The following is a 14,851-nucleotide window of genomic DNA, read 5'->3' as shown; positions in this document are numbered from 1 at the left end:
CGGTTGCTTTCTAATCTGGCAGATAGCTCTTGAGGTAGTCAATCATGGCGACGCGGACGTCGCGGAAACATTGCCCCGCGAGCTGAGGTGTGCGCGAGAAGCGCAGGCCAACCTTTTCATTTGCAGGCGCTGGGAGCGCGCCAAGCTTGAGCAGCTCGCTCGCACCGAACGCCTGAAATGTACTTTGTGCAAGCTCTGCGAGCGAGATCGAGTCACCGTGGTTCAGTTCGACCACGCCGTTGGCCTCGGAGTTGGCGAGTGTCACCACCGCCGGTGCTTCGTCGTCGATATGGTGGTACTCACGAAGCTGCGTTCCAGGCGACATCAGAAAGTGCTTGCGCTTGCGAAGTGCCGCGAGCATCTGCCCCGTAAACATGAAAGGATCTGGTGCCCCCCCTCCGTAGAGCGTATGAATGCGCAGATGCAACGCATGACCGCGCGCCTGCGTTTGTTGTCTCTCGACGAACTCAGCCAGCGCCACCTTGCTCGCTACGTACCCCGCGGAAGGAATGCTGCTCGATATGGCTTCCATTATCGTGCCAAAGGTGATAACACGGATTCCGAGTGGGGCGGCAGCCCGAATCACCTGTTGGGGCAAAAGATAGTTCACGCGCTCATGCGCCACCGCAGTTGCATTGGGGTCGATGACGCCCGTTGCGACGAAGACAGCGTCAACGCGGGGCCCTTGTACGTCCAGATAGCGCGTGATCTCAGAAACAGCGGTTGGACGCCACCAGTCTTGATAGACGCTTCGGTCGGGCGCAAGCAGCCCGTCGGCTGCAAGTTCGGCGCACAAGCCAGTACCCAGGCGTCCCCTGGCACCTAACACCAGCTTCATTGCAGAGCTGCCAGTTCGGCGCGCAGGGCATTGATCTGGTCGAGTGTGTAGCGGCGAGCCTGCGCGGGGTTGTCGTAGTAGTTGCGATACCAGGCGGTGGTTTCTGCGATGACGCGTTCCGTACCCCATGGCGACTGCCAGCCCAGCAGGTGGCGTGCCTTGCTGCTATCGAGCGCCAGCGCGCGCGCCTCAGGTAGGGGGTTGTCGAGATAGTCCACCACTGGACGGTGCCAATCACTTGCCATCAACTCCAGAACCTGACGAACCGAGTATTCGCGATTGTCGGAAGGGCCGAGGTTCCATGCCTGAGCGTATTTGCCTGGGCTTTCTGAGATCAACCCCGCCAGCAACATCAGGTAGCCATGGGCCAACGCCAGGACGTGTTGCCATGGGCGAGTGGCTTCGGGATAGCGCAGGGTCAGCTTTCCGCCTTCATTGACCGCTCGTACGAAGTCCGGAATCAACCTGTCTTCAGACCAGTCGCCCCCCCCCACGATATTGCCTCCGCGGGCCGTAGCGATCGCAGGGCCCTCGCCTGTTTGCCAGGGATACGAGGCTGCGAAGCTCTGGATCACAAACTCAGCCGCTGATTTTGAAGCACTATAGGGATCCTTTCCCCCAAGAGCATCTTCCTCGCGGTACGGCCAGACCCATTCATTGTTCTTGTAGACCTTGTCGGTGGTGACGCAGAGAACGCCCTTGACGCCCTTGCTTTGTCGCGCGGCATCGAGTAGGTGCGCTGTGCCCTGCGTATTGACCATGAAGGTACGGACGGGGTCTCGATAGGCGCGACGGACAAGCGGCTGGGCTGCAAGGTGCAGTATCAGTTCGGGGCGGTGCTGCTTGATTGCGTCATGAACCACAGCAGGATCCGCAATATCGCCGTAAATGGTTGGAATATCCGCACCGAGTCCAGCGGCTTCGAACAGGGCCGGGCTTGTTTCTGGCGGCAAGGCCAATCCCGAGACCTTGCATCCAATTGCGCTCAGCCACAGGCAGACCCAGCTGCCGGTAAATCCCGTGTGCCCAGTAACAAGAACGCTCCTTGCCTGCAAAGCTTCTTCGAATGGCAAAAGGAGATTTTGGGCGCTTGATATCGACATCATTGAGCCAGTGGAGTTCGTGTGTGCAGCGAGAGTGCGATCGGGCATGTGCAGGAGTGCGGATAGAGGCTTGCTTCGTGACTTTTCGTTTGCACGTGCTTCATGGGCACTTGCCCAGGTGGGCTTCCGAAACCATTCGGATGGTGGCGCATGTCTTGTGCCTTGGACCGAATCCAAGACCTGACCAGACCGGGATGGACGCCCACGCGTCGCACCCCGGACGGAGATGATCAGAAAGAATGGCCCTCAGCGTTGCGACGCAGGTCGGCCTCGACCATCATCGTGCATAGCTGTTCCAGCGTGGTCTTCGGTTCCCAACCCAGCTTTTCCTTGGCTCGCGCCGGATTCCCGATCAGCAAATCAACTTCGGCTGGCCGGTAGAACTTGGGGTTGACGCGCACCAGCGTCTTCCCAGTCTTGATATCGATACCAACCTCGTTCTGTTCCTCTCCCTCGAAGCGAAGTTCATAGCCTGCCGCCTTGAAGGCCATGTCGACAAACTCTCGGACCGTCTCCGTACGGTTGGTGGCGAGCACGAAGCTGTCGGCTTCCTTGGCCTGCAACATTCGCCACATACCTTCCACGTACTCCTTGGCAAAACCCCAATCTCGCTTCGCGCCCAAGTTGCCAAGCTCCAAGACCTCGAGCTTGCCGAGCTTGATCTTCGCAACGGAATCGGTGATTTTGCGTGTGACGAACTCACGGCCGCGCAGCGGGCTTTCATGATTGAAGAGGATGCCGCTGCAACCGAAGATGCCGTAGCTCTCGCGATAGTTGATGGTCATCCAGTGCGCGAACAGCTTGGCGACGCCATAGGGGCTGCGGGGATAGAAGGGCGTGTCTTCGACCTGGGGGATCGCCTGCACCTTGCCGAACATTTCGGACGTGGATGCCTGGTAGAAGCGGATCTTGGGATTGGTGAGGCGGATCGCTTCGAGCAGATGCAGTGCGCCCATGCCCGTGATCTGAGCTGTCGCATCGGGTTGGTTAAAGCTCACGCCCACGAAGCTCTGGGCCGCGAGGTTGTAAACCTCGTCGGGCGCGGCCTCCTTCATCAGCGTTAGGGAACTGCCGAGATCGGTCAGGTCGTATTCGATGAGATGCAGATCTGGGTTGTCTTGGATTCCCAGTTCCTCGATCCGCCAAAAGTTGACAGAGCTCGTTCGGCGATACGTCCCGTAGACCACGTAACCCTTGCTAAGCAGCAACTCCGCCAGGTAGGCGCCATCTTGGCCAGTGATTCCGGTGACTACTGCGCGTTTTTTCATGAAAGCCCTTCCTGTAGAAAATCATCGTATGAGTACGCCCAACATTGTGCCGTAGCTCCAATGATGAACCGCCTCGCGGCGGCCGCCCCCAGAGGGAGAAACGTCTGCGACGCTCAGCCGATCAGTTACAAATCGTAGACTTCTAGCAGTCCGTTCCTGCAACTGAGTTTTCCGTTCGTGGACCACCTCCAGGCTCATCGAACATACATGTCAGGAGTTGTTGCGCGCTCTGCTTCCAAGTCAGCCACTGCAGTCCGGCGGATCGCGGTTCGTTGCCCGCTTCCCGGAGCGCAATCCACAGCTTGAGATGTTCCGACAAGTCAACTGCCGACAAGCCATCAAAATAGTAAGAGTGGTCGCCGGCGACTTCTCGAAATACCGGTATGTCGCGCGCGATGATCGGCTTACCCTTCATGGCGGCTTCTATCAGAGGCAGGCCAAAGCCTTCCCCCTCGCTGGGGACGAGCAGGCATGAGCAGGCTGCATAGATTCTGTCCAAATACTCGTCGCTCACGCCGGTGAGTACATGAAGCTTGTGCCCCAGTTCCGGATGCGCACATAGCCGATCATGCAGTTCGTCGACGAGCCAACCTTTCTTTCCGACGATGACGAGGCTGATGTCGATGCCCTGTTGCCACAGCAGCTCGAACGCACCGATCGCTTGTGCATGGCCTTTACGGGGCTCGATGGTGCCGACCATCAGGAAGCTCACGCTGGATCTAATGCTTTCCAATATCTCGGAAGCGTCGGAAGGCATGCCCGTGCTGGGCCGACTGTTCTCAATGTCCGCTCCAAGGTGGAAGCTTCGCACCAGGGGTCCGTAGAGGCGGTCGGGCGGATTGTTGCCGAGCCATTCAATTACATCGTCGGCAACCGTGGCGGAAATGCAGATCAATCCCGTCGCAACTTGGGCCACGCTTTTCAGCCATCGTTCGAACAGGGGCGCTATGTTCTCTGCCCACCAATCCGGTCTGTGGATTATGAGAATGTCGTAGATGACGAAGTAGAGGTCGACGCCTAGTTGTCTCAATCTGAGATGCAAATCATGAGTCGCCTCAGATAGATGCGCATTGAGGTCTAGCGCAAGGTACGTGTCGCCCTGTCGAAGGTCGACGACCTCGGACGTGGCTACGTAACGGGAATCCCCCGACTCATCGGCGGGCAGAACTTTGACAAGTCTGAAGTGTCCTGCCTCAAAGTAAATCGAAGCAACATCGGTGTCTGGAGGAGGATTGCGCAGCAACTCGTGGAGCAGGCTGCGGACGACCCGCTGGATGCCCGACTTGGCGTCGACGTGGACGATTGTGGAAATGTCGAGGAAGAGCATTCTGTTTCTGCTCCGTCTGACATTGAAGGAGATCGCCTGCGCAGCGCGAAGCAAGTCTTCATCTCCCCAGGTAGGCGCCGATGTGTTCGCGATCCTAGTAACGACCGAGGCTATCCTGTTGTCCGGATGATCATTCGCGGTTTCAAGGTTCGATCTGCCAGTCGTGCCGACAAAGTGCTCGAAGGCGTCGAGGGCACGGGTGGCACTCTTGTCCCAGGAAAACTTCGCGGCCTGCTGCAGACCGTGTTGAGCGAGTTCGTTGCGAAGCGTCGCATCGCTGAGCACTTGCGCGATCTTCTGCATGATCGCTTGGGCGCTATACGGGTCAAAGAGAGCATCGTCGCGACCGATGACCTCTGGAATGCTGGAAGTTTTCGATCCGATCACTGCTGCCCCGCAGGACATGGCCTCCAATGCCGGCAGCCCAAATCCTTCATGCCATGAGGGCAAGACAAAAAGCGAGCAGAGGTTGTACAGCGCCACCAGTTCTTCATCACTGACTCGACCGGTAAGGACGACATCGTGGGCACTTAATCCGAAAGATCGAGCGTGAGCAAGGAATCGTTCCCGATGACTTGCCGGCATCCCCCCAACGATTAGTAGAGGGTGGCGTTTACGCAGTGCCTGAGGCAGCAGGGAGAAAGCTTCAATGAGTCGAAGATGGTTCTTGCGTTCGTCGGTCGCACCTGAATACATGAGAAATCCGTCTCGAAAGCCGAACCTCCTGCCCAGCGACTCCTTGGTCGCCGTATCGATGTCGATGACGTTGAACTGGGCGTCGGTCGCAGCACCAATGTTCACTACGCGTTCTGCGGGCCGATCGAGATAGCGCATCGCCTCCTCACGCGCAGATTCCGAAATGGCGAGCAGCAGATCTGCGCGCTTCAGATGCTCCAGCTTTTCAAGGTAGGCAATAGCAAATTTCGGATTGGGATCCAGATAGACATCCTTCTGGACAAGCGGGATCGCGTCGTAGAACGTTGCGGCGGTAGGTATGCGGCGGTTGAGCCTGCCGATGCTGTGGATCGCATCGTCTGCGAAGCCTTCAAGCAAGCTCGAAATGTGAACGATGTCGGGGCGCAGCGACTCCAGGAATTCTTCACGAATGATCTCCGCGGCTCCGCGGCGCCAGTTGTTGGCGGAATCGAAAGCGTTGACAGGACTTGGTGCGGTCCAGATTCGAATGTTCTGTTGCGGCAGTAGGCCTTTGAATGCTGCCCGGATTGGCTCAATGGTCTCTGGGAACAGGCCGTTTAGTGCGATCAGCACTTCATGGTTTCGCCTATGGCGGACCATCGCGGTTGCGAGCGCAACGCTATAGCGCCCGATACCCCGAAGCCGGCTTTCCGTTTGCGCGCCCTGTAGATCGATGACGATGCGCATGCTCTCAGCTCTCCCGGGTCTCAAGTATTGCTTGCAATTGCTGATAGATCGCTTGAGCGTTCGGCGAAAGGTCGTCCAGGATCAACTCAGGTCGTCGTACTGCCGTAATTGCAGGCCGGGGCGAGGGAGGTGGTGGGGCCAGCAGTGCGCGCAACCGTCGTCTAAGGGGGGGTACGAGGTCAAGGATCCGGATAACACCATGCTTTAGCGTGGGGTGGCGTACGACTGCGTGAGCAGTCATTCGCAGGGCTGCCTTGATGCGTCGCCTTGTGCCGCTCGCTACGCGGTTTTCCTTGACGGCAGAAGTGATTCGCCGGAATGGAGCACCTGCCAGCCGCAGAGGAGCAGTAATGCGCCATGAAGTGCTAGTGAGCGCGTGCTGCAAGCTTTGTGCAGTGGCTGCGGCGCGTTGCTCAGCCTCCTTGGCGCGGGCGTCTGCAAGTGCCGCGCGTGTATCGGCTTGCTCGGCGCGTGCGTCGGCCTGCTCCGCGCGTGTATCGGCCTGTCTTGCGCGTGCATCTGCCTGCTCGGCGCGTGCATCCGCCTGCCCGGCTCGGATATCGGCCTGCCTGGCGCGTGCATCTGCCTGTTCGGCTCGCGCATCAGCCTGATGGTCGTACCGCTTCGCCAAGTGATCAAGCGAGACGCCATAGTCCCTTGTGAATGCAGGATTGAACAATTGGAGTACTTCAGGCGGTGCTTCTTTTTGCGCAACTACCCCATAGTCAGGACTAACCCCTTCTAATACGTCAAACAGCGCGACTTTTCGCATTTTCAATTCCGGGGCGTCCTGCAAACGCACAACCTTATTCTGCAAAAAACCGGCATATTCGGTGGTAAAGCTGAGCAACAGGGGCGGGATAGGGCGAATATGCGTCGGATCCAAATAGAAATTGGTTGCCCCGACGACAAGATTCTCTGGATTTGGCGTTTCCAAGATCAGGATTCCGCCTGGTGCGAGTACCCGGTGCGCTTCCTTTACAAGCTGGCGGACCGCATCGAAAGGCAAGTGTTCGACCACATGAAACGCGGAGACCAAAGCGACGCTCTCATCGCTGAGTTCCTGCAGCGTTTCCAGTGCGTCGGCACGTGCGGCATTGAGTCCGAGTTCTCGGCATGCCGAGAGCATTCCGTCATCAAGGTCGACGCCTCTTGAATCAAAGCCGAGGCCGCTTGTCATTTCGAGCCATTCTCCGCGACCACAGCCCAAATCGATCGATTTGGCGGGCTTTTGCAGGCTAAGCAGCGGGGTCAGGAATGGCTCATAAGCTCGAAGTCGCGACTTGATCAATGTGCGAGAGCCTCGGTAGCGGTCCTCGAATGCACGATAGAAATCGGTATCACTCATTGGCCGCCAAATGGGAGTGTGAGGTTCGGGTATTCGGCGCCCGGATCCGCATATTATTGATCAATTGACACATGCTTCATCGCTGACCAGAGCGCGATGTCTTCAAAATACTGCACGTGAGATGTGACGGGCATGGGCTTGTCGCGTTCTGCACGCGCTGATGGACTTCTGCTCCTCCGGAGCGGCCGCGTGGAGGTAAAGCGCTGCATTTTAGGCGCTCGCCCAGCGATGACCTGTAGGTCGGCTGCGTGTTTTTGCCAGTAGGGTCGCCCCCGCTCCAGGGACAAGCCTTCAGACGTCACCGGCCAGGGCAGATGCGTCCTTGCGCCCGCTCGTAGGGCTGGCGACGAGGGGACGACCGCATGCCCTACCATGCATGTTCCAAGAACTCGACTTCCACGATGCTCTATACGCGAACTCCCTTCCGACAACTTGCCCGCCTTTACAGCGCTGTGCTATCGAGCGCCGCCTTGCTGACGAAAATCAGCGAAAGCAGCAGCACAGGAATCACCGCTGCGAAAGACAGGTTCGATCAGATCAACGCGGGGCTCTCTGCCTCAGGGCACCAGGTCGTCGAGCGGCTCGAAGCGCACTCGGGCCAGCTTAGCGCAATGGCATCCAGGCTCGCCGAACTGGAAAGTGCGAGCCGAAATCTCAGGCTACAGGGTGCAGGACAAACGATGGAGGGCCTGCGATCGGAACTGGCCTCGAGAATGCCCGGTAACCCCGCCGTTCAGGGGTGGAGTTCGTACTCTCAATGCGATGAGGACGGTATTATTCGGGAGTGTCTGCGCCGCATCGGCTCGATCGCGCAGTTGTCGAAGACCTTCATCGAAATAGGCTGCGGCAATGGGCTGGAAAACAATACCCACCAGCTTGCCCTGGATGGCTTTGTCGGCTGCTGGCTCGATGGCGACTGGTCGAACATCGGCTTCATCTCGGAGGAGCTGACTTCCTCAGAGACGCCTGGTCTACTCGTGCGGCAGACCTTCGTCACGCTGGAGTCCATCTCCGACGTGATCGCGGATTTCACGTCGTTCCTTGGGACGCAGGAGATCGATTTCTTTTCCTTGGATACCGACGGAAACGATACGTACCTCGTTGGCAAGGCACTCACGAGAATCCGTCCAAAGCTCGTTTGTGTCGAGTACAACGCAAAGTTCAGGCCGCCTACGCGAGCCGAGATGCAATACAACGCCAGCCATACTTGGGCCGGGGACGATTATTTCGGGGCGTCGCTCCAGTCCTGGATCGACCTGCTTGTCGGATACACACTGGTGAGCTGCAATCTGAGTGGCGCAAACGCATTCTTCGTTCGGGATGACTTGCTCGCGCCCTTCGACCGATGCAGCGCGGAGGAGCTATATCAGCCGCCGCGCTACTGGCTCACTTCGCTGGGTTGCGGACACTCCGCAAGCATGAAGTGGCTTCGACAAGCAGTCCTCGCGAACCACATCGACCGCCCATGGGTGCTTGAAGGCCGGGTCCCGGGTATCCCGGGATTTGACTTCGAGATCCACAGAAGTGGCGATCTGTTCATCTCTACCCAGCTGGCGCGTGCCAACATTTGGGAGCCCTTCGAGACGGAGGTCATTCGGCGTCTCTGCCGAAAGGGTGACTTTGTGTTGGACATCGGCGGAAACATCGGCTGGTACAGCGTAGTGGTCTCAACGGTCATCGGCGCGACAGGACGCATCGTGACTTTCGAGCCGGACCCGGACAATTTCGCGCTGCTGTCGAGAAACGTTGCTCGATGCACCGATGCGCCGCAGATCCAGTTACGCCAGGAAGCAGTTGGAGAGAGCGCCGGCAGGGTGAAGCTTTTCCTTTCCGACATCAATCGGGGAGATCATCGAATCTTCGATGATGGCACCGACCGTATCGCAATCGAGGTGCCGTTGGATTCCCTGGACTCCATACTGAGCAATGAAAGTCGCCTACCCGACTTGGTCAAGTCCGACACCCAGGGGTCAGAGGCGCGGATCATCCGGGGCGCTCGAGGGCTGCTTTCGTCGGGCTGGCGTCCAGTCTTCGTGCTGGAATTTTGGCCGTTCGGATTGAGCGGCTCGGGCGACGATTCCTTCGCCCTTTGGCAGGAACTGTTCGAACTCGGCTATCAGATGTTCGAAGTTGCTGAGGAGAAGCCGAGGCTGTTTCCCTTGTCGGCAGAGCGGATGAAGACACTGATTGCCACTGACATTTGTGCAGCCTCCGGTGCATTCATTAACATCCTTGCCATTCCGGCAAACAGCGACCGAATTGAGAGCGTGCTCGACCTCATCGTCTAGGGCGTCGCAGCTTTCCTGCTCAAGCGCATGGTAGGAGCACACCACGCCGAAATCCTTCACAAAGCTATGCCATCAATGACGAAACCTTTTGCTCGGTCTACCCGACAGCCTCTGCAGTTCAGGAGCAGCCGATGCAATTAACCGCAGCGCTCCGACGGAGTGCCCGCAAGCCCGCAAAGGCTCTATGGTGGCTCGTAACGCCTTGGCGGATGTCACAGCGCATGCAGTTCAGGCGAGAGCGCGCGGCTGTCGAGGCACACACGGCCGCGCTGGCGACACTCGTCGAGCGCGAGCATGCACGAATCGCGCTGCGCGAGCGTGGCGCTGCAGTAACGCCAGCCGAACCGCTCGATCTGTTCGACGACGCGAAGGTGTCGCAAGTTACCGGCTTGCCATCGAGCGCGATTCTGTGGTCCCCTGTCGCGTCCCAGGATGTGATGGACCGTTGGTCGGCAGCGCGATTCTGTATCGACCTATTGCGTAAGCGCGGCGATCTTCGCGCGCGGTTCCCTATCGCTCTCTCAGAGGGGCGTGAGGGCGCGTTCGCCGTGTGGCTTCTGCGGGAGGGCGCTGCTGAATTGAGCTTGACGGATGCGGCGGTGCGGGAGCTTCTCGATGTGCTGGATGCGGGCCTGTCCGACGAGGCCAGGCAGGCGTTCCTTGGAAATGAGATGCCTCGATCCGTAGTGCCGCATGGCTTGACGCCCGCAGGCATGCAAGACGCTTTTCGTTGGTTCATGTGCTGTGGCATTAGCGACGCCGGCTTGCGACTGGAGGAGGTCTGGTGGCTCTTTCTCGACGCGGCACAAAACCCGCGGCGAGAACTCATGTTGGCCTACTCTTTCACGCCCGCGTGGCAGCAAAAGCATCCCGATGGTTTGACGGTCTTCGGCCGCAATGCATTTGCCGCCTGGTTTGCCGCAGAGTATGGCGCTTCGGGGCGCTGGATGGACCCGTCCACGTGGCCGGCATGGGAAGAGCCGGCAATGCAGATTCGCACGAGCTATTGGGCACGAGATGAATGGCGTAAAGCCCACCCGGATGCGCTTGCCGATGAACGCGGTGCACGTTCATTGTTGACCTGGTTGTCGTCGCCGGAAGCAGCCATGCCCGAAGCTCTTCGCGATTGGTGTCGCCGGCTCGATTCGCGATCCGTCTCTGCTGAACTCGTGCGGCCCGGCGTCAATGTCATTGGGCACTTTTGCTATCCATCGGGCCTTCGGGTGTCGGTTGAATCGATGGTGGAGGCCATGAGTTCGATGGGTGTTTCTGCGTCATTGCGTGACCTGCGGACCGATGCCCAGGATGACCCCCGTCATGTTCACTTCCACGGCATGGAATGCCATGACACCACGATCATCCACGCACAGCCCGAGCCATTTTTCGATCAAGCCTATTGGCGCGCAGATCTGTTCGAGCGCAGTCCCCGCACCTACCGCATCGGCTACTGGTACTGGGAGTTCGATTCGATTCCGGATTCGTGGGTTGCGCATGCTCAAGGGGTCGACGAGGTGTGGACCGCTACGGAGTTCGTCGCGCGCGGACTGCGCGACCGTTTGTCCGTTCCAGTTCGCACGATGTTCCCAGGCGTCAAGCTGGCACCCTACGAGCGGCGCAACAAAGCGCACTTCGGGTTGAGTGAGGAGCCGTTCACCTTCCTGTTCACGTTCCACATGATGAGCGTGATGGAACGAAAGAACCCCCTGGGCTTGATCCGTGCGTTCAAGCAAGCGTTTCGCAAGGACGAGGCCGTGCGCTTGGTGCTCAAGACCTCGTTCGGTGATCGGCATCCGGTGCAGATCGGGGAGCTGCGCGACGCCGTCGCCGGCGCCAACATCACCGTCATCGACCAGGTCTACAGCCCCGACGAGGTGCTCTCGCTCATGGACGCCTGCGACGCTTACGTGTCGCTCCATCGCAGCGAGGGCCTGGGCCTGACGATGGCCGAGGCGATGCTCATGGGCAAGCCGGTGATCGCCACCAACTTCTCGGGCAATGTGGACTTCATGGGCGAGAGCAATAGCCTACTCGTGCCCTATGAGCTCGTGAAGCTCGGCAAGCCTATCCCGCCATACGACGCCGATTTGGAGTGGGCCGAACCCTCCGTCGAGCATGCCGCGCAGCTCATGCGGCGCGTCTACGAAAACCAGGAATGGGCGCGCGAGGTCGGGGTACGGGGCAAGGCGAGCGCCGAAGCCAACCTGTCGCTGGAGGCTGCGGGCCGAAGAATCGCCGCCCGCCTCGAGGAAATCAAGGCGCTGCGACGGCGATCGGCAGGTTGAGGGGCTCGCTCACAGACTGCTCGACGATCCGCCCGTGCTCCAGGTGGATCACCCGGTTGCACTCCTTGGCGATCAGGTCGGGCGAATGCGAGGCCAGCACCAGGATGCCGGACTTGGACACCACGTCCTTCATCCGCTGCTCGGCCTTCTCGGTGAATTCGGCATCGCCGACCGACAGCCACTCGTCCATCAACAGGATGTCGGCCTGGACGCTGGTCGAGATCGAGAAGGCCAGCCGCATCAGCATGCCGGTGGAATAGGTGCGCACCGGCATGTTGACGTATTCGCCCAGTCCGCTGAACTCGCAGATCTCCGGCGTGAGCGCATCGATTTGCTTCTTGCTCATGCCCATCACGAGCCCGCGCAGCATGATGTTCTCGATGCCCGTCGCGTCGTGCTCGATACCCAATGCCGGATCGATCAGGCTGGACACGGTGCCCTGGCGGATGAACTCGCCCGAAGACGGCTCGTAGACGCCGGCGAGCGCACGCAGAAGTGTTGACTTGCCCGCACCATTGTGGCCGACCAGACCGAGGCGGTCGCCGCTCTTCAACTCGAGGTTGATGTTGCTCAGGGCCTGCACCACGTTGACGCCGGTCTCCTTGCCGAAGCGGCCGCCGGTCACGGACGCCGCGAGTGTCTTTTTCAGCGAGGCGGCCCCAGCCCCGTAGATCGGGAAGTTGACCGAGACGTTCTTGAGGGAAATGAAAGCCATGGTTCCTTACAGCCAGTAGACGACGCGACGGCGGTACTTCGCGAAAAGCAGGCTCGAAGCGATCAAGCTCAGCGCCGTCCACAAGAGAATCCCCCACCAGTTGTGCGCGCCGGAGACACCACCCATCAGGGGCGCACGCAGCAAGTCGAGCATTTGCGCGAACGGATTCCACAGGATGTACTGGGCGCGACCAGGCAGGCTTTCGGGCAGCCAGAAAACGGGCGTCAGGAACATCAGCATCTGCATCACACTGGTGACGATCTGGGTCACGTCGCGAAAGCGCGTGCAGATGAGGCCGAGCACCATGCCCAGCGCCTGGGCGTTGATCAGCGTCAGAAGGAACGCGGGCACGAAGAGCAGCGCAGACCACGACAGTGAGATGCCGGCCCACAGGGCCACCGGCACGTAGAGCACGATGTGGTGGGAGAACTGGATGAGGTTGCGCGCCATGCTCCGCCAGACGAACAGGCTGATCGGGAAGTAACCCTGCTTGAGATAGTTGCTCGATCCGATGAAGGCATTGCAGGCGTCGGTCACCATGCTGGAGAAAAAGCTCCAGAAGATGATGCCCAGCGCCAGGTGGGGGAAGAACTTCGACAGCTCGGTGCCGAACAGCGAGCTGTACAGCGGGCCCATGCCGCCGATCATGGCACCCATACTGAGCGTCAGCCACAAGGGGCCCAGCATCGAGCGCCGGTAGCGCAGCACGATGTCGAACCAGGCCAGCGTCCACCAGATGTCGGTGCGGCGGGTGCCCTCCCACCAGTCGGCCCACGCGTTGCGATGAAGATTGGAATGCGCCTGGCTCATACGCGTCCGTAGGTGTCCACCAGGCGAACGATGTCGTCTTCGCCGAGGTAGCTACCGCACTGGACTTCGATGAGAACCAGTTCATCCTGTCCGATATTCGTCAAACGATGCTTCTCCTTGAGCGGGATGTAGCGGTACTCGCCGGGCAAGGTCTTGTGCTCCACATCGCCGATCTGGACGATCGCCGTGCCGCGGACGACAACCCAGTGCTCCGCGCGCTGGTGGTGATACTGCAACGAGAGCGCCTCCCCCGGCTTCACCGTGATGCGCTTGACCTTGTAGCCGTCTTCTTCCTTGAGCGAGGCGTAGGTGCCCCAGGGACGGTGGACGACCGCGGGCAGCTGCACGGTTTCGTGCTTCCGCGCCTTGAGGATGTCGACCACCTTCTTGACCTGCTGCGCGCTGTCCTTGTGGGCCACCAGCAGCGCATCGGGCGTGTCGACGATCACCAGGTCGCGCAAGCCCAGGGCCGCCACGATCTTGGGGCCATGGCTTTCGACCTGGATGTGGGTCCCCGTGGTGTCCACGGCCACTACTTGGTCGTCCGGGAAGGTGTTGCCGCTGGCGTCCGACGGCATGGCATTGGCGACGGCCGGCCAGGAACCTACGTCGCTCCAGGCGAACCGGGCCGGCACCACGCGCACGTTGTCGGCGTGTTCCATCACCGCATAGTCGATGCTGATGTCGGGCTGCAGACCGAAAGCGTGCAGGTCGAAGCTGACCGCCTCGCCCTTAGTCTGCGCCGTGTCCAGCGCATGGCGCGCCGCCTTCAGCACTTCCGGCGCATGCAGCTCCATCGCCGAGACGATCGCCGCCGCTGTGAAGCAGAACATGCCGCTGTTCCAGTAGTAGCGTCCCGTCGCCAGGTACTCCTGCGCCGTGGCCAGGTCCGGCTTCTCGACGAATCGCTTGACCGGTTGGCTGTCGCGCGAGACGCGCTCGACTTCCACATAGCCGAAGCCGGTTTCCGGCGCGGTCGGCGAAATGCCGAACAGTACCAGCGCACCTTCCTGGGCCAGCCGGAACGCTTCGCTTGCGCTGGCGACGAAGGCTTCCACGTCCGGCACTAGGTGATCGGCCGAGAGCACCAGCATCACGGTGTCGCCGCTGAACTGGCGCTCGCACTGCAAGGCCGCCAGGGCGATGGCCGGCGCCGTATTGCGGCCCCTGGGCTCGAGCAGGAAGGTGGCCGATGGCGGATCGCTCATCTGACGCAGCACGTCCTTGGTCAGGAACTGGTGGTCTTTATTGGTCACTACCATCAGGTCGCCCGTTCCGCAGGCCTGCCCTCTTTCGACGGCCTGCTGGAGCAAGGTCGAGTCGCCGAGCCTCATGAAGGGCTTAGGAAAGGCTTGTCGCGATGCGGGCCACAGACGGGAGCCTGCGCCTCCCGAGAGCACAACAGAAAGCAAGCGCATTTTTTTTGGGGGTGTGAAGAGGGGGGATAATTTTACCGGCCCCGATTCAGGGGCCGTATGACGATTGGAAG

General features: G+C 59.8%; 10 protein-coding genes. 2 read left to right on the top strand and 8 right to left on the bottom strand.

All coding sequences use genetic code 11. The features are described 5' to 3' along the window. Positions 1 to 10: 10 nt before the first annotated feature. The 5 genes from ACSQ9A_RS25125 to ACSQ9A_RS25105 all read right to left on the bottom strand — a co-directional run bounded on the left by ACSQ9A_RS25125 (position 11) and on the right by ACSQ9A_RS25105 (position 7,267). Complete coding sequence (locus tag ACSQ9A_RS25125) at positions 11 to 838, bottom strand: NAD-dependent epimerase/dehydratase family protein (RefSeq protein WP_436305646.1); 828 nt, start codon at positions 836 to 838, stop codon at positions 11 to 13. Continuing rightward, a complete protein-coding gene (gene rfbG / locus ACSQ9A_RS25120; protein WP_436305645.1) occupies positions 835 to 1,944 on the bottom strand; it encodes a CDP-glucose 4,6-dehydratase in 1,110 nt (369 codons plus the stop codon). Before rfbG ends, ACSQ9A_RS25125 begins: the two co-directional genes overlap by 4 nt. A gap of 227 nt (positions 1,945 to 2,171) precedes the next feature. Further along, the gene (gmd, locus tag ACSQ9A_RS25115) at positions 2,172 to 3,209 is read right to left on the bottom strand and encodes a GDP-mannose 4,6-dehydratase (protein WP_436305644.1); all 1,038 of its coding nucleotides are present in this window, start codon (positions 3,207 to 3,209) and stop codon (positions 2,172 to 2,174) included. Between the two features lie 142 nt (positions 3,210 to 3,351). Further along, a complete protein-coding gene (locus ACSQ9A_RS25110) occupies positions 3,352 to 5,919 on the bottom strand; it encodes a glycosyltransferase family 4 protein (protein WP_436305643.1) in 2,568 nt (855 codons plus the stop codon). 4 nt (positions 5,920 to 5,923) lie between these two features. Further along, entirely contained in the window at positions 5,924 to 7,267 is a 1,344-nt protein-coding gene (locus tag ACSQ9A_RS25105; protein WP_436305642.1) for a methyltransferase domain-containing protein, read from the bottom strand. Positions 7,268 to 7,737: 470 nt separating this feature from the next. Here ACSQ9A_RS25105 and ACSQ9A_RS25100 point away from each other — a divergent pair, with 470 nt between their 5' ends. Both ACSQ9A_RS25100 and ACSQ9A_RS25095 read left to right on the top strand, forming a co-directional pair. Then, positions 7,738 to 9,555: an FkbM family methyltransferase gene (locus tag ACSQ9A_RS25100; protein WP_436305641.1), complete on the top strand. Its 1,818-nt coding sequence runs from the start codon at positions 7,738 to 7,740 to the stop codon at positions 9,553 to 9,555. Positions 9,556 to 9,776: 221 nt separating this feature from the next. Then, entirely contained in the window at positions 9,777 to 11,837 is a 2,061-nt protein-coding gene (locus ACSQ9A_RS25095; RefSeq protein WP_436305640.1) for a glycosyltransferase family 4 protein, read from the top strand. Here ACSQ9A_RS25095 and ACSQ9A_RS25090 read toward each other — a convergent pair. Genes ACSQ9A_RS25090 through ACSQ9A_RS25080 form a run of 3 tightly spaced genes read right to left on the bottom strand, consistent with a single transcriptional unit; the run spans position 11,806 to position 14,780 of the window. After that, a complete protein-coding gene (locus tag ACSQ9A_RS25090) occupies positions 11,806 to 12,552 on the bottom strand; it encodes an ABC transporter ATP-binding protein (protein WP_436305639.1) in 747 nt (248 codons plus the stop codon). The genes ACSQ9A_RS25095 and ACSQ9A_RS25090 overlap by 32 nt on opposite strands. Before the next feature lie 6 nt (positions 12,553 to 12,558). Next, positions 12,559 to 13,362: an ABC transporter permease gene (locus ACSQ9A_RS25085; protein ID WP_436305638.1), complete on the bottom strand. Its 804-nt coding sequence runs from the start codon at positions 13,360 to 13,362 to the stop codon at positions 12,559 to 12,561. After that, entirely contained in the window at positions 13,359 to 14,780 is a 1,422-nt protein-coding gene (locus ACSQ9A_RS25080) for a mannose-1-phosphate guanylyltransferase/mannose-6-phosphate isomerase (RefSeq protein ID WP_436305637.1), read from the bottom strand. Before ACSQ9A_RS25080 ends, ACSQ9A_RS25085 begins: the two co-directional genes overlap by 4 nt. Between the last annotated feature and the right edge of the window lie 71 nt (positions 14,781 to 14,851).

It is taken from the genome of Variovorax sp. LjRoot290 (genome assembly GCF_964253985.1).
GTDB lineage: Bacteria > Pseudomonadota > Gammaproteobacteria > Burkholderiales > Burkholderiaceae_C > Variovorax.
The sequence above is the reverse complement of the archived record's forward strand: the minus strand, read 5'-3'. Positions and strand labels throughout refer to the sequence as shown.